Origin of the sequence: Nocardioides sp. ChNu-99 (assembly GCF_029493445.1) — a bacterium.
In the GTDB taxonomy this organism is placed as follows: Bacteria; Actinomycetota; Actinomycetes; order Propionibacteriales; family Nocardioidaceae; genus Nocardioides.
In genome coordinates this window covers 29,103-48,601 of sequence record NZ_JAHWBL010000028.1, presented here as the reverse complement: position 1 = coordinate 48,601, position 19,499 = coordinate 29,103, and the positions used below count along the sequence as shown (strand labels likewise).

General features: G+C 75.1%; 15 protein-coding genes. 10 read left to right on the top strand and 5 right to left on the bottom strand.

What is annotated here, in order from left to right; translation table 11 throughout:
- Positions 1 to 130: 130 nt before the first annotated feature.
- Complete coding sequence (locus tag KK617_RS11065) at positions 131 to 781, top strand: LysE family translocator (RefSeq protein ID WP_277500060.1); 651 nt, start codon at positions 131 to 133, stop codon at positions 779 to 781.
- Between the two features lie 55 nt (positions 782 to 836).
- Here KK617_RS11065 and KK617_RS11060 read toward each other — a convergent pair whose 3' ends face one another.
- Positions 837 to 1,532: an SWIM zinc finger family protein gene (locus KK617_RS11060; protein ID WP_277500059.1), complete on the bottom strand. Its 696-nt coding sequence runs from the start codon at positions 1,530 to 1,532 to the stop codon at positions 837 to 839.
- Entirely contained in the window at positions 1,529 to 4,369 is a 2,841-nt protein-coding gene (locus KK617_RS11055) for a DEAD/DEAH box helicase (protein WP_277500058.1), read from the bottom strand. The genes KK617_RS11060 and KK617_RS11055 overlap by 4 nt, the downstream gene beginning before the upstream one ends.
- Before the next feature lie 82 nt (positions 4,370 to 4,451).
- Between KK617_RS11055 and KK617_RS11050 the strand changes: the two genes are divergently transcribed.
- From KK617_RS11050 to KK617_RS11035, 4 genes are all read left to right on the top strand, one after another.
- A complete protein-coding gene (locus tag KK617_RS11050; RefSeq protein ID WP_277500057.1) occupies positions 4,452 to 4,958 on the top strand; it encodes a glutathione peroxidase in 507 nt (168 codons plus the stop codon).
- A 95-nt stretch (positions 4,959 to 5,053) separates the two neighbouring features.
- Entirely contained in the window at positions 5,054 to 6,643 is a 1,590-nt protein-coding gene (locus KK617_RS11045) for a DHA2 family efflux MFS transporter permease subunit (RefSeq protein WP_277500056.1), read from the top strand.
- Positions 6,644 to 7,019: 376 nt separating this feature from the next.
- Positions 7,020 to 8,993: a glycosyltransferase family 2 protein gene (locus KK617_RS11040; RefSeq protein ID WP_277500055.1), complete on the top strand. Its 1,974-nt coding sequence runs from the start codon at positions 7,020 to 7,022 to the stop codon at positions 8,991 to 8,993.
- Positions 8,990 to 10,381: an acyltransferase gene (locus KK617_RS11035; RefSeq protein WP_277500054.1), complete on the top strand. Its 1,392-nt coding sequence runs from the start codon at positions 8,990 to 8,992 to the stop codon at positions 10,379 to 10,381. The genes KK617_RS11040 and KK617_RS11035 overlap by 4 nt, the downstream gene beginning before the upstream one ends.
- Before the next feature lie 55 nt (positions 10,382 to 10,436).
- On the opposite strand, the gene KK617_RS11030 is transcribed toward KK617_RS11035, so the two are convergent.
- Positions 10,437 to 12,581, bottom strand: coding sequence for a RecQ family ATP-dependent DNA helicase (locus KK617_RS11030; protein ID WP_277500053.1), 2,145 nt, complete (start codon positions 12,579 to 12,581; stop codon positions 10,437 to 10,439).
- A gap of 180 nt (positions 12,582 to 12,761) precedes the next feature.
- Positions 12,762 to 13,232 (bottom strand): hypothetical protein, encoded by a 471-nt coding sequence (locus tag KK617_RS11025; protein ID WP_277500052.1) that lies wholly within the window; start codon positions 13,230 to 13,232, stop codon positions 12,762 to 12,764.
- An 80-nt stretch (positions 13,233 to 13,312) separates the two neighbouring features.
- Here KK617_RS11025 and KK617_RS11020 point away from each other — a divergent pair, with 80 nt between their 5' ends.
- The 5 genes from KK617_RS11020 to KK617_RS11000 all read left to right on the top strand — a co-directional run bounded on the left by KK617_RS11020 (position 13,313) and on the right by KK617_RS11000 (position 18,502).
- A complete protein-coding gene (locus KK617_RS11020) occupies positions 13,313 to 13,843 on the top strand; it encodes a hypothetical protein (protein ID WP_277500051.1) in 531 nt (176 codons plus the stop codon).
- 69 nt (positions 13,844 to 13,912) lie between these two features.
- A complete protein-coding gene (locus KK617_RS11015) occupies positions 13,913 to 14,551 on the top strand; it encodes a copper chaperone PCu(A)C (protein ID WP_277500050.1) in 639 nt (212 codons plus the stop codon).
- Positions 14,548 to 15,855 carry a Dyp-type peroxidase gene (locus KK617_RS11010; protein ID WP_277500049.1) on the top strand — a complete coding sequence of 436 codons (1,308 nt, stop codon included), beginning with the start codon at positions 14,548 to 14,550 and terminating at the stop codon, positions 15,853 to 15,855. Before KK617_RS11015 ends, KK617_RS11010 begins: the two co-directional genes overlap by 4 nt.
- Positions 15,852 to 16,439: a copper resistance CopC family protein gene (locus KK617_RS11005; protein WP_277500048.1), complete on the top strand. Its 588-nt coding sequence runs from the start codon at positions 15,852 to 15,854 to the stop codon at positions 16,437 to 16,439. Before KK617_RS11010 ends, KK617_RS11005 begins: the two co-directional genes overlap by 4 nt.
- Positions 16,436 to 18,502, top strand: coding sequence for a bifunctional copper resistance protein CopD/cytochrome c oxidase assembly protein (locus tag KK617_RS11000; RefSeq protein WP_277500047.1), 2,067 nt, complete (start codon positions 16,436 to 16,438; stop codon positions 18,500 to 18,502). The genes KK617_RS11005 and KK617_RS11000 overlap by 4 nt, the downstream gene beginning before the upstream one ends.
- Here the strand turns inward: KK617_RS11000 and KK617_RS10995 are convergent.
- Complete coding sequence (locus tag KK617_RS10995) at positions 18,454 to 19,434, bottom strand: hypothetical protein (RefSeq protein WP_277500046.1); 981 nt, start codon at positions 19,432 to 19,434, stop codon at positions 18,454 to 18,456. The genes KK617_RS11000 and KK617_RS10995 overlap by 49 nt on opposite strands.
- Between the last annotated feature and the right edge of the window lie 65 nt (positions 19,435 to 19,499).

Here is a 19,499-nt window from a genome sequence, read left to right as displayed (position 1 = left end):
GGGCCCGAGCGCGGCCCGAGCGCGGCCCGAGCGCGGCCCGAGCGCGGCCCGAGCGCGGCCCGAGCGCCCGGCACCGACCGCCGTCCGGAACCGGCTCGCGCGCGGCCTCGCGACGGCGCACACTGCGGGCATGCCGTCGCAGCACCAGTGGGTCGCGTTCCTCGTCGCGTCCCTGCTCTTCATCCAGGTCCCCGGCCCCAGCCTGCTCTTCACGATCGGGCGCGCCCTGACCGTGGGCCGCCGCGACGCCCTGCTCTCCGCGCTCGGCAACGGCGTGGGCGTGCTCGCGCAGGTGCTGCTCGTCGCCGTCGGTCTCGGGGCGGTCGTGGCCGCGAGCGCCACCGCCTACACGGTGGTCAAGGTGGCCGGGGCGGGGTACGTCGTGTGGCTGGGCGTGCAGGCCGTGCGGCACCGCGCGGACGCACGCCGGGCCCTCGAGCCGGGCGCCGGCGGTGGGGCGACCGCGGTGCCGGCCCGGACCCCGGCGCTCCGGTCGCTGCGCATCGGGGTCGTCGTCGGCGCGACCAACCCCAAGACCCTCGTCTTCTTCGTCGCGTTCCTGCCGCAGTTCACCGGCACGGGGCCGGCCGGACCGCAGGTGGCGCTGCTCGGGCTCGTCTTCTGCGTGCTCGCCGCGGCGTCGGACTCCCTGTGGGTGCTCGTCGCCTCGCAGGCGCGGGCGTGGTTCGCCCGCCGGCCCGAGCGGCTCGACGGGCTGGGCGCCGCCGGCGGAGCGCTGATGGTGGGGCTGGGCACGTCGATGCTCGTCGCCGAGCGCTGAGCCCGGGCCGCGCGCCCGCGCGCCCGCTCGCTCGCCGGGTCACCGGCCCGCCGGGTCACCAGCTCTCCGGCACCCGCCCCGCCTCGATCTCGCGCAGCAGCCGCGCGGCGCGCAGGGCCGCGTCGGCCGCCACGTCGAGCGCGTCGGGGTCCTCCCCGGCCGGCGCGTCGCCGCCGGGCCCGTCGCCCGCGCCACCCGTGCGCGCGTGCAGCCGGGCCAGCAGGGTCTCGCGGTCGAGACCGCGCAGGGCCAGCAGCACGAGGGGGTCGTCGGCCACGAGCCACCCGACCTGGACGAGCACGGCGAGGGCGTGGGCGCAGGGGTCGAGGGCGTGCGGGCACGTGCAGGTCGCGGCGAGCTCCCCGCCGTACGGGAGCAGCTCGACGCCCAGCTCCTCCGCGTCCTCCACGAGCCGGTGCGGCAGGTCCCCGGCGAGCAGCGCCGCGACGCGGCCCGACTCGGCGGCGACGACGTCGACCAGCGCGTCGCGGTCCGCGTCGGCGAGCACGGGCACCTCGACGGTGACCGTCCAGGCGTCGTCGTCCTCCCGGACGGCGGCGAGCACCGAGCCGGCGCCGACGGTGATGCCCCCGACCTGCCCGGCGCGCGCGAGGCGCTGCCCGGCCCGCAGGTCGCGCTCGGCGAACGCCGCCTCCTCCACCGCCCGCGTCCACGCCTTCGCCCACCACGGCTGGCGACCGCCGGCGCGGCGCGGCGCCAGCCGGGGGTGGGTCGTGCGGGTGGTGGTCACCCCGGGTCCCCCGCCGCGCCCGTGGAGGGGGTACGCCGCAGCGTGACGAGGTCGCGCAGGTCGGCGTCGTCGAGCTCGGTGAACGCGGCCTCGCCGCGGGCGAGCACGGCGTCGGCGAGCGCGCGCTTGCGGGTGAGCAGCTCGGCGACCCGCTCCTCGACCGTGCCGCGGGTGACGAGGCGGTGCACCTGCACCGGCCGGGTCTGCCCGATGCGGTAGGCCCGGTCGGTCGCCTGGTCCTCCACCGCCGGGTTCCACCACCGGTCGAGGTGCACGACGTGGTCGGCGCGGGTGAGGTTCAGCCCCGTGCCGCCGGCCTTCAGCGAGAGCAGGAACACCGGCGGGCCGCCCGCCTCCGGACCGGCCTGGAAGTCGGCGACCATCCGCTCGCGCTCCTTCACCGGGGTGCCGCCGTGGAGCAGCTGGTGGGGCACGCCGGTCGCGGCGAGGTGCTGCTCGACGAGGCGGGCCATCGCGACGTACTGCGTGAAGACCAGCACGGAGGAGCCCTCGGCCACGATCGTGGCGACGAGCTCGTCGAGCAGCTCGAGCTTCTCCGAGCGGCCCGCGATGCGGCCGTTCGACTGCTTGAGGAAGTGCGCCGGGTGGTTGCAGATCTGCTTGAGCCCGGTGAGCATCGCGAGCACGAGGCCGCGGCGGGCCTCGACGTCGGAGCGCTCGATGCGCTCCATGCAGTCGCGCACGTAGGCCTCGTAGAGCACGACCTGCTCCCGGGTGAGGTCGAGCAGGTGGTCGGTCTCGGTCTTGGGCGGCAGCTCGGGCGCGATGCCCGGGTCGGACTTGCGCCGGCGCAGGAGGAACGGGCCGATGAGGTCGGCGAACTGGCGGGCCTTGCTCGGCTCGGCGCCGGACTCGATGGGCGCCGCCCACACCTTGCGGAAGGCGTTGCGGCTGCCGAGCAGGCCGGGCGTCGCCCAGTCGAGGATCGCCCACAGCTCGGTGAGGTGGTTCTCGACCGGGGTGCCGGTGAGGGCGACCCGGGCGTCGCTGGTGAGCTGGCGCAGCGCGCGGGCCGTGCCCGACGCGGGGTTCTTCACGTGCTGCGCCTCGTCGGCGACGACGAGCCCCCAGCGCTGTGCCGCCAGCGCCCGCGTCGGGCCGGTGACGTCGCTGCGCAGCGTGCCGTACGTCGTGAGCACGAACCCCGGGTCGTCGCCGAGCCCGGCCTCGAGCGAGCGCGCGGAGCCGTGGAAGCGGCGGACCGGCACGTCGGGGGCGAAGCGGCGGATCTCCGCCTCCCAGTTGCCGAGCAGGGAGGTGGGGCAGACGACGAGCGTGGGACCGGTGGCCAGGCCCTCCTCGACGCGGTGCAGGTGCAGCGCGATGAGGGTGAGGGTCTTGCCCAGCCCCATGTCGTCGGCGAGGCAGGCGCCCAGGCCGAGACCCGTCAGCTCGGCCAGCCAGGTGAGGCCGTGACGCTGGTAGTCGCGCAGCGTGGCCCGCAGCCCGGCGGGCGGGTCGACGGGCTCGCGGGTCGCGGCCTCGAGCAGCCGCTCCCGCACCTTCAGCAGGGTGGCGCCGACGACCACCTCGGCGGGCGCGTCGTCGACCTCGACCACACCGGTGAGCGCCGCCGCGAGCGCCTGGGCGGGCTTGACGGTGCGCACCAGGCGCTTGCGCGCGCGGCGCGCCACCGTCGGGTCGACCACCGTCCACGCCCCCCGCAGCCGGATGATCGGCGACGCGGCGCGCGCCAGCTCGTCCATCTCCTCGTGGGTCAGCGCCTCGCCGTGGAGCGCGACCTGCCAGGAGAAGGCGAAGAGCGCGTCGGGCCCGAAGAGGCCGTCGTGGAGCAGGTCCTCCCGCGGGCCGGTCGAGCGGGGGCGGTGGTCGAGCACCGCCCGCGTCGTCAGGTCGGTGCCGAGGCTGCGGGGCCACAGCACGTCGACGCCGCGCTCCCGCAGCGCGCCCACGCCGTCCTCCAGGAGGCCGGCGATCTCGTCGGCGTCGAGGGTGATCTCGTCGGGGACCGCCAGCTGCGCGAACCGCTCCAGCACCGGCCAGGCGGTCGCCGCGTCGCGCAGCGCGATCGTCGCGTGGGTGCGGGCCCGGGAGCCGAACCCGTGCTCGCCGCCCTCCCCCGCCCAGAGCAGCGCGGCGTCGCAGAACCGCAGGGGGTCGCGCTCGTCGTGCACCTGCAGCACGAGGCGGACCGCCCCGGCGACCAGCTCCTCCTCGTCGGCCTCGACGCGCAGCGACAGGGTGACGAGCTGGGCGAGCGACGTGTCCTCCGCCCGCGCCGAGCGGGCCTCCGCGATGCGGGCCCGCAGGCGCTCGGAGAACTCGCTGCGTCGCGGCGGCGGGCCGGGTGTCGTCGTCGGCGTGCCCACTCCCGGGGAGCGTGGGCCCGGCGAGCGCAGGCCCGGCGAGCGCAGGCCCGGGGACCCCGGGCCGCCCACCCGGCCCGACGCGCCGCTCGGCGGGGTGCGCGGCAGCGTGTCGGTGACGGCGTCGAGCACGGAGCGCGCCAGCGCGAGCGCGTCCTCGGGCGCCAGGTCGTCGTGGGCCCGGGAGCGGGCGAGCATGACGAGCCGGTCGTGGTCGTCGGCGTCGGGGTCCGCGCGCCACGCGTCGGTGCGCTCGTCGGGGGTGAACCGGCCGGCCGCGACCATCCGCACCGCCAGCAGCGCCGCCCCCGCCAGCAGGCCCACGCTCGGGTGGGCCGCGGGGGCGGACTGCCCGCGCGTCAGCACCGGCAGCGCGGCGCGCAGCGGCAGCTCCACCTCGCGCCCGCGCCCGGTGAACACCACCGCGCTCGCGCGCGGGGGCTCGGCGGCGCGGAACGTCGCCGGGCCGGACAGGGGGACGAAGCTCAACGCAGGACCTCGGACGATCGCGGGTGCAGGGCCCGTCGAACCTAGCGGGGGCCGCCGACAGGCGCGGCGTACGCTGCGCGGCATGAGCCTCCTCGACACCCCGATCGCCCGCCTGGACGGCACCCCCGCGACCCTCGGCGAGCTCACCGGCGGTCGCCCCGCCCTGCTCGTCAACGTGGCCAGCAAGTGCGGCCTCACGCCGCAGTACTCGGCGCTCGAGCAGCTCGCGGAGACGTACGCCGACCGCCTCGCCGTCGTGGGCCTGCCCTGCAACCAGTTCGGCGGGCAGGAGCCGGGCACGAACGAGGAGATCGCCGAGTTCTGCTCCGCGACCTACGGCGTCTCGTTCCCCCTCACGGAGAAGGTCGAGGTCAACGGCGCGGGCCGCCACGCCGTGTACGACGCGCTGGTGGGCACGCCGTACGCCGACGCCGGCGGGTTCAAGGAGAGCCCCGAGCCGGGCGACGTGCAGTGGAACTTCGAGAAGTTCCTCGTCGACGCGGACGGCTCCGTCGTCGCCCGGTTCGCGCCGACCACGACCCCCGACGACCCGGCGGTGCTGGCTGCCGTCGACGGTCTCGTCGGCTGACGCAGGCGGGGCGTGAGCGACCTCACGCCCCGCCCGGGAACTGCTGGACGAAAGTCGGGTGCCGGACGTCGGCGGGCGTCCCTACATTGCCACCCATGACCTGTCTCGACCCCGCCACCGGGGAGCTGCGCCCCGACGGCGCGTCCGACGACAAGCTCGACCGGGGCGTGCTCGTCGTGGCCGGCGTCGTGGTGCTCGGCGCCATCATGTCCATCCTCGACATCACCGTCGTCTCGGTGGCGCTCGACACCTTCCAGTCGGAGTTCGACGCCACGTCCGCGCAGGTGGCGTGGACGATGACGGGCTACACGCTCGCCCTCGCCAGCGTCATCCCGCTCACCGGTTGGGCGGCGGACCGCTTCGGCACGAAGCGGCTCTACCTGCTCGCCGTGGTGCTCTTCACGCTCGGCTCCGTGCTGTGCGCGATGGCGACGTCCTTGGAGATGCTCGTCGCCTTCCGCGTCCTGCAGGGCCTGGGCGGCGGCATGCTCATGCCGCTCGGCATGACGATCCTGACGCGGGCGGCCGGTCCCGAGCGGGTGGGGCGCGTCATGGCCGTGCTGGGCATCCCCATGCTGCTCGGCCCGATCTTCGGGCCCATCCTCGGCGGCTGGCTCATCGAGATCGCGTCGTGGCACTGGATCTTCCTCATCAACCTGCCCATCGGCATCGCCGCGCTGGTGTACGCGGCCAGGGTGCTGCCGGCCGACGACGTCGAGCCGTCGGAGACCTTCGACCTCGTCGGGATGCTGCTGCTCTCCCCGGGCCTGGCCGCGTTCCTCTACGGCATCAGCTCGATCCCCGAGACCGGCACGGTCGCGGACGCCCAGGTGCTCGCGCCCGCCATCATCGGCCTGCTGCTCATCGTGGCGTTCGTGCCGTGGGCGCTGCGCCCCGCCAACGCCCACCCGCTGGTCGACCTGCGGCTGTTCGGCAACCGCGACCTCACCGTGGCGGTGCTGTCGCTGACGCTGTTCGGCGTCGCCTTCTTCGGCGCCAGCCTGCTGTTCCCGCTCTACTTCATCCAGGTGCGCGACGAGTCCACGCTCAGCGCGGGGGTGCTCCTGGCTCCGCAGGGCATCGGCGCCATGGTGACGATGCCGCTGGCCGGCGTGCTGGTCGACAAGATCGGTCCGGGCCGCATCGTGCTCGTCGGCCTCACGGTCATCACGGGCGCCTTCGCGCTGCTGACGCAGATCGACCACGAGACGTCGTACCTGTACGTGCTCGGCGCGCTCTTCGTGATGGGCCTCGGCATGGGCGGCACGATGATGCCGCTGATGACCGCCGCGCTGCGCACCCTCAGCGACCACACCGTCGCGCGGGGCTCGACGCTGCTCAACATCGTGCAGCAGGTCGGCGCCTCCATCGGCACTGCCGTCTTCTCGGTGCTGCTGACGAACGGGCTGCGGGACATGCCGTCGGTCCGCCTCGGCACGGCCCTGTCCGAGGCCGGCGTCGACCCGTCCGACCCGGGCCAGGCCGCGGCGGTCGCCGAGGTCGCCGGTCGCCTGGGCGTCGACCCCAGCACGCTGGGCGACGTCCTCCCGGACATGGCGGCCGTCTTCGCGGACACGTTCGTGGTGGCCGCGGTGCTGGTCGGGGTCTGCCTCGTGCCGGCGTTCTTCCTGCCGCGCAAGCCGTCGGAGCGCAAGGTCGACCCGGCCGCGATGGTCGGTCACTGACCCGCTCGCGCTCCCGCAGCCGCCTCGAGGGCCGCACCGACCGGTGGTGCGGCCCTCGTCGCGTGCGGGGACCCCGCACCGGTCCGGAGGCCCGCGACCCGGGCGGAGCACGTGTCCCTCGTCACCATCGGACCGCAGGGCTCGGCCCGGCCCGGGGCCGGCCGTTACCGTCGTCCTCAAGAATTGGTCTAGACGAGACGAAGAAATTCCTCTGCGGACCCGACCTCCGCGCAACTGCTCCGTTGAACCCCCTGGTGGCCGTGTGCCGCGCCCGCGACGCTGCGGGTCCCTAGGGAGCAGGGCCGGGATGGACCGCGCGTGATCCGCCGGTGCGCCCGGGTGGTCCGCAGATCGCCACGACTGGGAGGTCACGACGATGTCGAACGACGTCGACACCTCGGCCATCGCCGAGGACCGGCTGCGCCAGCACCTGCAGGTGCTGAGCGGCAGGCTGGTCCCGGTCGACGCCGACACCGTCCACGGCGAGCAGCCGGAGCCGCGGCCCGCCGCCGCGCCGCGCTGGCTCGACCGCGTGCCGGGCATCCCCTGGCGCCGCGCCGGCGAGTCCCTGGTGGCCGTCATCGACCCCGTGTGGGTCGCCCCCGGCACCACGTCCGCGTCGCTCCACGCCACCCAGGACGTGATGGAGGACGTGGCCGCGCAGCTGGTGGTGCACCTCCTCGACGGCGAGCGCGTCGAGGCGACCCCCGACGGCCTGCTCGTGCTGCGCCTGCACCACACGGGGCACGGCGCCCGCCCGGTGCGACTGCAGGAGATGGCCTACCACACCCTCGAGGCGCTGAACCGGCTCGGCCACAGCACGCGGCGCATCGAGCTCGGCGTCGGCTGGGCCCCCATCACGGCCCGCTCCCCCGAGGACCGGGCGGTGCGGATGGCCACCGAGGGCGCCCGCCACTCGGTGCGCCAGCGCGACTTCCAGCCGGTGCGCCGGCACGCCGACGAGCGCGAGCCCGTCATCTCGCGGCGCACGTTCGCGACCCAGATCCTCATCGCGACCGTCGGCGCCTTCCTGCTGCCGCTCGCGCTGCTCTTCCTCACCTACGGCCTCGGCCTCGACATCTCCGGTGCCGTCTACTGGGTCGTCGTCGGCGCGCTGACCATCACCGCGACGGCCATCTGGGCGGAGTGCTTCACCGCCCTCGACCCACCGATGCTCCCCGAGCTGCCCGAGGAGCTGCGCGACCTGACGCCCCCGCCCGCGACGGCGATCATCGCGGCGTACCTGCCGAACGAGGCCGACACGATCCTCGACACCCTCGACACGTTCCTCGACCAGTCCTACGCCGGCGGCCTGCAGGTGATCCTGGCCTACAACACCCCCGAGGACCTGGCGGTCGAGGACGTGCTGGCCACGCTCGACGATCAGCACCCGGACCTGACGGTGCTGCGGGTGCACGACAGCACCTCGAAGGCGCAGAACGTCAACGCCGCGCTGCGCTTCGCGACCGGCGAGTTCGTCGGGATCTTCGACGCCGACCACCACCCGATGCCCGGCGCGTTCGCCCGCGCGTGGCACTGGATCGCGAACGGCGCCGACGTCGTGCAGGGCCACTGCGTCATCCGCGAGGCCGACACGCTGCTCGCGCAGACCGTGGCGGTCGAGTTCGAGCAGCTGTACGCCGTCGCCCACCCGGGCCGCACGATCCTGCACGGGTTCGGCATCTTCGGCGGGTCGAACGGCTACTGGCGCCGCGACACCCTCGAGCAGGTCCGGCTCCGCGGGTCCTACCTCACCGAGGACATCGAGTCGTCGATGCGGCTGCTGCTGGCCGGCGGCAAGATCGTCAACGACCCGGGCCTCGTGAGCCGCGAGCTCGCCCCGGCGACCGTCACCGGCTGGTGGCGCCAGCGGCTGCGCTGGGCGCAGGGCTGGTTCCAGGTGTCGCTGCGCCACCTGTGGCCGCTGCTGACGAGCCGCGAGCTCGGGGTGCGTCGCCGCCTCGGCGTGCTGTTCCTGCTGGCGTGGCGCGAGGCGTACCCGTGGCTCGTGCAGCTGGTGTGGCCGCTGATGGTGTTCCTCGCCTGGCGCGACCAGGGCATCGACCTCACCTCGCCCATCTTCTTCTTCCTCTCGCTCTACATCGTCAGCTCCGGCGCGGTGCAGACGATGGTGGCGTGGCGCGTCTCCGTGCCCGAGGTACGCCGGCACGGCTGGTGGTTCGTGCGGGCCGCGCTGCTCAACGTCGTGATCTACACGGGCGCGAAGAACCTGGTGAACCGCGTCGCCCACCTCAAGCAGATCCGCGGCGAGCGCGTCTGGGTCGTCACGGCCCGCAGCGCCGCGACCGACGCGACCCGCACGCTCACCCACGACCGGAGCGCCGCATGAGCACGCAGACCCCGGCCGGGCCGGGCACCTCGTCCCTGCCGGGCACCCAGGGGCTGGCCAGCCCGACGCAGACCGGCTTCGAGAAGGCCGACGCCTCCGCCGGCATCGGCAGGACCCGCGGCACGAGCGGCGGTGGGCGCGCCATGTACCCCCTCGGCTGGCTGCGCGGCGTCGCCGCCCTCGCCGTGGTGCTGGTGCACGCCTACATGTGGAACCGGACCGGACCCACGCAGGCGTGGCCGCTCGACGGGCTCGGGCACCAGCTGATGTACGGCGTCGACATGTTCGTCGACATGTTCTTCGTGCTGTCGGGCTTCGTCATGTGGCTGCCGCTGGCGGCGGCGGCACTGTCGGGGCGCCCCGGCCGCTCCGGGGCCCTGACGCTGGCGAAGCGCCTGGCCCGCGTCGTGCCGCTCTACTGGGTGCTGACGATCATCGTGTGGTCGTGGAGCAACCCGAACCTGCCGGGCCACTGGAAGGACCTCGTCCTCCACCTGACCTTCACCCACGTCTACAGCGACGAGTACATCTTCTGGACCAACGGCCCGGCCTGGACGCTGGCGGTGGAGTTCCACTTCTACGTGCTGGTCGCGCTGCTGACGCCGCTGATCCACCGCGCGGTGACGCGGACGCGGACGAAGGACGACCGGCTGGCGCTCGCGCTCGGCGTACCGCTGCTGATGATCGTGGTCGGTCTGCTCTACATCGCGTGGCTGACCCAGGTCCGCCGGCCCGAGGTCACCGACTGGTCGCTCGTGTTCTCCCCCGTCGGCAAGGCCACCGACTTCGGCATCGGCATGCTGCTCGCGGTGTTCACGGTGGCCGGCATCCGCCTGAGCCGCCCGGTGCGCGCCGCCTGCGCCATCCTCGGCTCCGCGTTCGTGCTGGCGCTCGTCGTCGCCCGCCCGATCGACACGCTCCAGCAGGAGTGGTGGCACCCGGCGTACGCGCTCGGCGTGGCCGTCTTCATGGCGTCGATCGTGCTCCACGAGGGGCCGTGGCCGCGGGTGCTGTCGTGGGGTCCGCTGGCGTGGGTCGGCGGCCTGGGCTACGCGATCTACCTGACCCACGAGCCCGTCATGCGGTGGGTGGGGAGCATGGGCCTGCTGCCGGACCGGGCCCCGGGCTACACGTTCCTGCTGACCGCGGTGGTCGTCGCGATCCCGACGATCCTCGTGTCGTGGCTGAGCGCCCACACCGTCGAGCTCATCGGCGTGCAGCTGCTGGCGACCGTCGACAAGAACGGCCGGCCGCGCAACTACTACCCGCACCTCCCGGCCGAGCCGCCCGCGCCGCGACGCGCCAAGGTGCCCGCCGTGGTGAAGCCGCGGCCGCGCACCTCCCCGGCCGCCGCGCTCGCGCGGCAGTCGCTGGCGCACCAGCGCTGAGCCGGGCCCGTCGAGGCCCGCGGGCTCAGGACCGGGTCGCTCACGACTGGGTCGCTCAGGACTGGGTCGCCAGCACGAGCGGTACGACAGCGCTCGCGCCCGCCTCGAGCAGCGCGGCGGCGGCGAGCGTGAGGGTCCAGCCGGTGACGACGCGGTCGTCGACGAGCAGCACCCGGCCGAGGCGCCCGTCGTCGGCGAGGTCGAGGTCGAGCCGGGAGCGGCGGCGCACGGCGGCGACCCGCTGCGCGGAGTTCGCGGCGCCCGCCCCGGTCGGGATCGACGGGTCGGCGATGGACCAGCTGCCGACGACCGGCACGCCGAGGTAGCGCGACAGCCCGGACGCGAGGTCACGCACCAGCGCGCCGTGGGTCATCGAGTCGACGACGACGATCTGGTCGACCTGGGGGCGCCACTCGCCGAGCACCTCGACGACCGCCTGCACGAGCGGCACGGGGACGGGCCCGTCGTACGCCCCCTCGGGGCCCTCGCGGAACAGGTCCCGCAGCGCCTGGCCGTGGCCGAGGTCGGTGAGGCGGGCGACGGCGCGCCCCTCCTCGGCGGGGTTCTTGATGCGGCCCTTGAGCTCGACCCCGAGCCGGTCGAGACCGCTCGGCCACATCTTGCGGGGCTCGATGACGACGCCGGGGCGGTCGAGGCGGGCGCGGGCCTGCTCGACGGCCGCCTCGTCCAGGCCGGCGTCGAGGGTGAGGCCGCCGCAGTTGTCGCAGCGGCCGCAGTCGCCCTCGGGGCCGTCGGGCACCGGGTCGTCGAGCTGGGAGCGCAGGAACCGCATGCGGCACACGTCGGTCTCGAGGTAGGCGAGCATCGCCGACTGCTCCCGCTCGCGGCTCTCGGCGACCCGGGCGTACCGCTCCGCGTCGTACGTCCACGGCTGACCGGTGGACTCCCACCCGCCCTTCGTGCGGCGTACCGCCCCGTCGACGTCGAGCACCTTGAGCATCGTCTCCAGCCGGTTGCGGCCCAGCTCGACCTCGGTTTCGAGCACGGCGGTCGACAGGGGCCGGCCGGCGGCGTCGAGGGCGTCGATGGTCTGGCGCACGAGCCGCTCGGGCGGGAACGCCAGGGAGCCGAAGTAGGCCCAGATGTCGCGGTCCTCGCGGCCGGGCAGCAGCACGACCTCGGCCTGCTCGGTGCCGCGGCCGGCGCGGCCGACCTGCTGGTAGTAGCTGACCGGGGAGCTCGGCGCCCCCAGGTTGACGACGAACCCGAGGGTGGCGTCGAAGCCCATGCCGAGCGCGCTGGTGGCGACGAGCGCCTTCACCTCGCCCGCGGCGAGGGCGGCCTCCAGCGAGGCGCGCTCGGTGGGGTCGGTCTGCCCGGAGTACGCCGCCACGTGGTGCCCCTGCTCCCGCAGGTGCTGCGCGACCTCCTGGGTGGCGGCGACGGTGAGGCAGTAGATGATCCCCGAGCCCGGCAGGGTGCGGAGGTGGTCGGTGAGCCAGGCGAGCCGCTGCTCGCTCGTGGGGAACCGCACGACGCCGAGGTGGAGCGACTCGCGGTCGAGCGAGCCGCGGAGCACGAGGACGGGCGCGCCGCCGGCCTCGAGCTGCTCGGCGACGTCGCGCGTCACGCGGGCGTTCGCGGTGGCCGTCGTCGCCAGCACCGGCACGCCGTCGGGCAGCTCGGCGAGCAGCGTGCGGATGCGGCGGTAGTCGGGCCGGAAGTCGTGGCCCCAGTCGGAGATGCAGTGGGCCTCGTCGACCACCAGGAGCCCGGCGCTGGCCGAGAGACGCGGCAGCACCTCGTCGCGGAACGTCGGGTTGTTGAGCCGCTCGGGCGACACGAGGAGCACGTCGACCTCGCCTGCGGCGACGCCGGTGTGGATCTGCTCCCAGTCCTCCGGGTTGGTCGAGTTGATCGTCACCGCCCGTACGCCGGCCCGCTGCGCCGCCGCGATCTGGTTGCGCATCAGCGCGAGCAGCGGGGAGACGATCACCGTCGGCCCCGCGCCCTGGGCCCGCAGCAGCAGCGTGGCGACGAAGTAGACCGCCGACTTGCCCCAGCCCGTGCGCTGCACGACGAGCGCGCGGCGCCGGTCGACGGCGAGTGCCTCGATGGCGGTCCACTGGTCGTCGCGCAGCCGCGCGTCGTCGCGGCCGACGAGCGCCTGCAGGTGGCGCTCCGCCTCCTCGCGGGCGGCGGCGCGGTCGACGGTCGGTGCACCGGAGGGGGACGTCATGGGTTCTTCCTAGCAGGGGGCGCCGACGGTCGCGGGGTCGCCGGGGGCCGGGTGTGGATGCCGGGTCGCGGCCGCCCGGATGTCACCACTCCTCCCGGCCGGGGCCCGTCGCAGCGGGGTGTCGCCCGGGGGAGTGGTGACATCCGGTACGACCACCCGTGCCGCCGTCCCGGTCGTGGATCACCCGTGCGTCAGCACCACCGCGCCGGGCACGTCGAGGTCGAGCCGGTGGCCCCGGGCTGCCAGGAGGTCGAACAGCCAGTTCTCGCCGCCGTCGTCGCGCCGTACCCCGGCCTCCTCGGGCAGGGCCCCGCCCTGGTCCTCGACCACCTCGCCCTCCTGCAGCACGACTAGGCGGGAGACGTCGGGGCCGTCGACCTGGTAGGCGTGCACCTCCGCCGTGCTGCCGAAGGTCGCGGAGACCACCGTGGTGCCGAGCGACGTCGCGAGGTCGCCGGTCCGCCCGGCCAGCCGCAGGGTGGGGTCGAGGAGCACGACGTGGCCGGCGGACTCGTAGGCGGCGATCCCGTCGTACCAGGAGTGCGACGCCTCCTCCGCGCTGACGGTCGCGCCGGTGGGCAACCAGCCCGCGACCGCGAGCCGGTCGACGGAGGAGTGCTCGAGCACGACGAGGTGCAGGTTGAATCCCATGGCGGCCGTCCTGCCCCGACCGGTCGGCGCCAAACAGCGATGCGGGGTCGACGCCCCCGACCGCCTAGAATCAGCGCGTCATGCCCGTGACCGCCACGCCCCTCCGCACCCCCCGCGCGCTGAGCGCGGGCGTGCTGTGCGGCGCCGGTGCGGTCACCGCGCACGTGCTTGCCGGCGGCGCGGCTCCCCCGGTCTGGCTGGCCGCCCTCGCCGTGCTCGTCGGCGTCGCGACGGCGCTCCCGCTGACGCGCCGGCGCCTCGACGTCGCCGGTCTCGCCGGTACGGCGCTGCTCACCCAGGCGGGCCTCCACCTCGCCCTGGGTCTCACCGGCCCGGCGCCCGCCCACGACCCGCTCACCATGGCGCTCGCCCACGGCGCGGCCGGCGCGCTCACCGTCGCCGCCGCGCTCGGCGCCGAGCGCGCCTGGTGGCGCCTCGTCCGCGCGGCCCTGCTGCGCCTGCTCCCCCCGCTCCCGCAGCGGTACGGCGTGCCCGCGCACCCCGCGCCCCTCCCCGTCGCCGTGGGCACGACCCCGGCGACCGCTCCCCGCCGCGACCCGCACCTCACGCGCGGGCCGCCGCGGGCCGCCGTACCCGTTCCCACGGCCTGAGCCCCTGCAGGGGCGGCAGGCCGCCCCTCCGCGCGTCCTCGACGCGCCCCCTCACCAGGAGCAACGCACGTGAAGCGATCCACCACCACCCGCACCCACCTGACCCGCGCCGGCGTGGCCGCCGCCGCGGTCCTGCTGCTCGCCGGCTGCGGCAACGACGGCAGCTCGGCCTCCGCCGCCGAGGACACCTCGGCCGACGCCGCGAGCAGCAGCTCCGCGGCCGGCGACGACGGCTCGGCGACCGGCCTGACCATCACCGACCCCTGGGTCAAGGCCACCGACGAGGGCATGACCGCCGCCTTCGGCACGTTCGTCAACGACACCGGCGCCGACATCACCGTCGTGGGCGCCTCGTCCGACGTGGCGGGCCTCGTCGAGCTGCACGAGGTCGTCGCCGGCGACGGCGGCGCCATGGTCATGCAGCCCAAGGAGGGCGGCTTCACGGTCCCCGCCGGCGGCACGCACGAGCTCACCGCGGGCGGCGACCACATCATGCTGATGGAGCTGACCGGCCCCCTCGAGGCCGGTCAGGACGTGACCATCGACCTCGAGCTGGCCGACGGCGCGACGGAGACCATCACCGCGGTCGTGAAGCCCTACACGGGCGCCGACGAGGAGTACGCCGGCGGCGACCACGCCGAGCACGGCGACGACGCCGGCCACGACGACCACTCCGACCACGACCACGGCGACGCGGGAGACCAGTGACCCGCTTCGACCGACGCCGCCTGCTGGCGACCGGTGCCGCCGCTCTCGGCGGCACCGCGGTCGGCTGGGGCTCGCGCGGTGTCCGTGAGGACACCGGCGGGCCCCGGTCGGGCACGTCCGCCGACGTCATGGAGGCGTCGGGGCCGACCGGGCGCCCGAGCGGCGGGGAGACCGTCGACTTCCACGGCGTGCACCAGGCGGGCATCACCACGCCCGCCCAGGCCCACCTGAGCCTCGTCGGCCTCGACCTGCTCGAGGGGCTCGGCACCGCGCACCTGGGGCGCATGATGCGCCTGCTCAGCGACGACGCCGCCCGGCTGTCGTCGGGCTCGGGCGCGCTGGCCGACACCGAGCCCGAGCTGGCGACCGAGCCGTCCCGGCTCACCGTCACGTTCGGGTTCGGGCCCCGCGTGCTGCGGATGCTGCAGCCGGCGTACGACCCCGGCCTGGTCGACCTGCCCGCCTTCTCCCGCGACGAGCTCGACCCGGCGTGGGGCCAGACCGACGTCGTGGTGCAGGTCTGCTCCGACGACCCGGTGACGCTCGTGCACGCCCGCCGCATGCTGCTCAAGGACGCGGCGCCGTTCGCGACCACGCGCTGGGTGCAGGAGGGCTTCCGTCGCGCCCGCGGCACCGAGGCCGAGGGCACGACGATGCGCAACCTCATGGGCCAGGTCGACGGCACGGTGAACCTGCCGGCCGGCGACCACGGTCGCCTGCTGTGGAGCACGGGCGCCGCGTCGGGGTTCGACGGCGGCACGTTCCTCGTGGTGCGCCGCATCGCGATGGACATGACCGGCTGGGACCGCACCGACCGCGTCGCCCGCGAGTTCACCGTCGGCCGCCGGCTCTCCGACGGGGCCCCGCTCACGGGCGCGGCGGAGCACGACGAGCCCGACTTCGCGGCCACCGACGCGACCGGGTTCCCGGTCATCGACCCGGCCAGCCACGTCGCCCGCATGCGCAGCGCCGACACCGACCAGCGGTTCCTGCGCCGGGCCTACAACTACACGACGCCCGACGGCGGGGCCGGCCTCGTCTTCCTCGCCTTCGCGGCCGACGTGGAGAAGCAGTTCGTGCCCGTGCAGCAGCGGATGGACGAGCTCGACCTGCTCAACGAGTGGGTGACCACGATCGGCTCCGCCGTGTACGCCGTGCCCCCCGCCTGCGCGGAGGGCGACTTCGTCGGCCGGGAGATGCTCGGACTGGCGTCCCCCACCGCCACCACCGCCGCCCGGCCCCCCGCGGGCACCTCCTCGGGGAGCGGGGCGGACACTGGACAGGGAGAGGAAGGTGACGCATGACCGGCTCCCGCACCGTCGTCCTGCGACTGCTCGCCGCCGCGCTGGCCATCGCGCTGCTGCTGCTCGCGCCGCTGGGGCTCGCCGCCCCGGCGCAGGCCCACGCCTCGCTCGTGGCGTCGACGCCCGAGGACGGCGCGACGCTCGAGGGCGCGCCCACCGAGGTGGCGCTGCAGTTCAGCGGCGAGGTCCGCGCCCCGGCGTACGTCGTGGTGACCGGTCCCGCCGGTGACGTCGTCGACGGCGACCCCGTCATCGACGGCGACACCGTCACCCAGCCGCTCGGCGACGGGATCGAGGGCGGCTACACGATCGCCTACCGCGTCGTCTCCGAGGACGGCCACCCCATCTCGGGGCAGCTGACCTACCAGGTCGGCACGGGTGGCCCGGCCGCCCAGGACCCGGCGGGCGCCGGCGACGCCGCGGAGCCGGGGGCCGACGCCACCCAGACGGTCACCGCCGACCTGTCCGCCGGCGACGACGAGGGCTGGTGGCAGCGCCACGGCGAGCACGTGTGGGTCTTCGGCGGCCTGCTCGTGGTCGCCGCCGCCCTGCTGGCGGTGGCCCTGCGGAGGGAGCAGACGTGAGCACCGACCAGGCCGGGCCCCGCACCGAGCGCCCCACGGGCGCCGGGGCTTCCGGCACCCCCGGCCCCGGCACCCCTGGTACGCCGCCGCGCGAGCGCCGCGGACTGCTCCCGGCCGCGCTCGGCGCGCTCGTCGTGGGCGCCGCGGCGATGTGGCTGCTGCTCGAGCTGGCCGGTGGCGCCCCGCAGGCGCCGCCCGCGGGCATCCCCGACCCCGGCGCCCTCACGGGCTGGGCCATCCCGGCGCTCGAGCTGGTCGGTCACGTGGCCGCGGTCGCGGTCGTCTCCTGCTTCCTGGTGCCGCTGCTGGTGGCGAAGCGGCTGGGCGACGAGCTCGGCCGCGTCGGCCACCGCGCCACGCGGGCGGCCACGTGGGCCGGCCTGGTCTGGCTCGTCGCGGGTCTCGTGCAGGGCGTCTTCACCGTCTCCGACCTCTTCGCCGATCCCGTCGGTGACCTGTCGTTCGACGCGGTCCGCAGCTGGTACACCCAGGTCAGCCAGGGCCAGGCCGCCGCCACGCAGGCGGTCATGCTGCTGGTGCTCGTCGTGCTGTCCCGCTGGGTCGCGACGGCGCGGGAGGTGGGCGGCCTCCTGGGGCTGTCCCTGCTCGCGCTCGTGCCGCCCGTGCTCACCGGGCACTCGGCGTCGTCGGGCTCTCACGACCTCGCCATCGTCTCGATGGTCGCGCACGTGCTGGCGGCCGTGGTCTGGGTGGGCGGCGTGGTGGCCCTGTGGTGGCACCTCGCCGACGCCCCCAAGGTGCGCGGCCGCGCGGCGCGACGCTTCTCCGCGATCGCGGCTTGGTGCTTCGGCGCCACCGCGGCCTCCGGCGTCGTCAACGCCTGGGTGCGCGTCGACGGGGCGTTCCTCGACAGCGGCTACGGCCGTGGCGCCCTGGCCAAGATCGCCGTCCTCGTCGTGCTCGGTGTCGTGGCGTGGGTCGCCCGGCGCCGCGTGGTGGCGGGCATCGACGACGACGCCGCGGGCCGCCGTACCTTCTCCCTGCTCACCGGCGTCGAGCTGCTCTGGATGAGTGTCGCGTTCGGCCTCGGCGTCGCGCTCTCGCGCACGCCGCCGCCCGTGGGCGAGCCCTACGCCTCCGGCGCCGAGGCGCTCCTCGGCGGACCGCTGCCGCCCGCTCCCGACGCTGCGAACCTGCTGTGGGGGTTCAACGCCTCCGGCGTGGGGCTGCTCGTGGTCGTCGGCGGTCTCGTGGCGTACGGCGTGGGGCTGCGCACCCTGCACCGGCGCGGCGACGCCTGGCCGGTGCTGCGCACCGTCGCGTTCGTGGCCGGCATGCTCGTCGTCGCCTACGCGACCCTCGGCGGGCTCGGCACCTACAGCCACGTGCTCTTCAGCGCGCACATGGTCAGCCACATGCTGCTGTCGATGGTGGCGCCGATCCTGCTCGTCGCCGGCGCGCCGGTGAACCTCGCCCTGCAGGCGCTGCCCGGCAGCGACGTGCGCGGCGGGCAGGGCCCGCGGCAGATCCTCGCGGCCGTCCTGCAGAGCCGGCCCGCGCGCGTGCTCTCGCACCCCGTCGTGACGGCGCTGCTGTTCGTCGGCAGCCTGTACGGCGTCTACTTCACCGGCCTGTTCGGCTGGATGATGGACAACCACCTCGGGCACGCGTGGATGGAGCTGCACTTCCTCATCACGGGCTACCTCTTCTACGAGTCGCTCGTCGGGATCGCGCCCGTCCCGCACCGCCTGCCCTACCTCGGGCGGCTCGGGATGCTGCTGCTGGTCGCCCCGTTCCACGCCTTCTTCTCGATCGCGCTCATGTCGAGCAGCACCCCCGTCGGCGGCGACTTCTACGCCCGGCTCGAACGGCCCTACGCGACCGACCTCGTCGCCGACCAGGAGCTGGGCGGCTCGCTCTCGTGGGCCATCGGGGAGATCCCCATCCTCATGGTGGTGCTGATCGTGCTGGGCCAGTGGTTCCGCCACGACCGGGTCGAGTCGAAGCGGCACGACCGCCGCGAGGCGAGCAGCGACGACGCCGAGCTGAAGGCCTACAACGAGCGCCTCGCGCAGATCCGGGAGCACGACGGGTCGCGCTGAGGCTCGGTGCCGCGCGCCTCGTCGTACGGGATGGTCAGGATCGCGCTCTGCTCGCCGTCCGTGTACTCGTCGGCTGATCGGACCACCAGGACGCCCTCGTACGCCGGGAGCGCCTTCTCGGCTGCCGCGACGTCGCCCCTGACCCACACGATGGCGCCGGACGGGGTCGCGGTGACCCACCCGACGGAGAAGCCGCGCTGGCCGAGGTCACCTGCTGCTGCCTCGAGCTCCCTGGCGAGGCGGGACATGTCCTGCTCCGACTGGCGGGCGACGTGCAGCACCAGGTCGACGGAGTAGCGCTCGGCGATCTCGCGCGCCCGTCGGTCGATGTCCTCGTCCACCCCCGAGCGCCAGATCACGACACGCTCGTCCGGGTCGGTCGTGAGGCGGTACGTCGCGGCCAGCGCGAATCCCGTCGACGACGCGCCACGGTAGAGGGCCTCGAGCTCGGCGCGGGCGCCCTCCATCTCGACGGTCAGCGTCTCGCCGATGTCGTCACCGCCGGCCCAGCTCAGGTCGCGGAACCGCGCGGTGTAGCCGACCGACGCCGCGGCGTCCTCGGCGATGGTGATGGCCTCGCCCTCCTCGGACCAGTTCCGGGTGACGGAGAAGATGAGCTCGTCGGTCTCCGCGTCGGCCTCGACCACGACCCATAGCCACGCGGGGTCGCGGAGCCCGGCGTCGAGGGCGGCGTACGCCGTCTGCACCGCCTCCGCGGGGGCCACCTGCCCGCTCGTCGCGCTGCCGGCGATCCGGTCTCCCTGGAGCTGCGAGACGACGGTCAGCGGCACGGCGAGTGCCAGACCCGTCGCAGCAGCGACCGCGGCGCTCAGCAGGGCGGGACGGCGACGGCCGCGCCGACCGTCGCCGCGTGGGCGGGCCACCGCGGTGGTGGCGGTCCGGTCGTCGAGCTGGTCGTGGTTCGGGTGCACGGGGGTCCCTTCGTCGGCCACGTACTGCAAGACGCGCTAGCCCCCCTCGACGGTTGCCGGCCAGC

Bases quoted from the DNA above. Each gene is read 5' to 3' on its own strand.
- KK617_RS11035 (WP_277500054.1), top strand. From the start codon at position 8,990: ATGAGCACGCAGACCCCGGCCGGGCCGGGCACCTCGTCCCTGCCGGGC.
- KK617_RS11005 (WP_277500048.1), top strand. From the start codon at position 15,852: ATGACCGGCTCCCGCACCGTCGTCCTGCGACTGCTCGCCGCCGCGCTG.
- KK617_RS11030 (WP_277500053.1), bottom strand. From the start codon at position 12,581: ATGACGTCCCCCTCCGGTGCACCGACCGTCGACCGCGCCGCCGCCCGC.
- KK617_RS11065 (WP_277500060.1), top strand. From the start codon at position 131: ATGCCGTCGCAGCACCAGTGGGTCGCGTTCCTCGTCGCGTCCCTGCTC.
- KK617_RS11040 (WP_277500055.1), top strand. From the start codon at position 7,020: ATGTCGAACGACGTCGACACCTCGGCCATCGCCGAGGACCGGCTGCGC.
- KK617_RS11050 (WP_277500057.1), top strand. From the start codon at position 4,452: ATGAGCCTCCTCGACACCCCGATCGCCCGCCTGGACGGCACCCCCGCG.
- KK617_RS11045 (WP_277500056.1), top strand. From the start codon at position 5,054: ATGACCTGTCTCGACCCCGCCACCGGGGAGCTGCGCCCCGACGGCGCG.
- KK617_RS11020 (WP_277500051.1), top strand. From the start codon at position 13,313: ATGCCCGTGACCGCCACGCCCCTCCGCACCCCCCGCGCGCTGAGCGCG.
- KK617_RS11025 (WP_277500052.1), bottom strand. From the start codon at position 13,232: ATGGGATTCAACCTGCACCTCGTCGTGCTCGAGCACTCCTCCGTCGAC.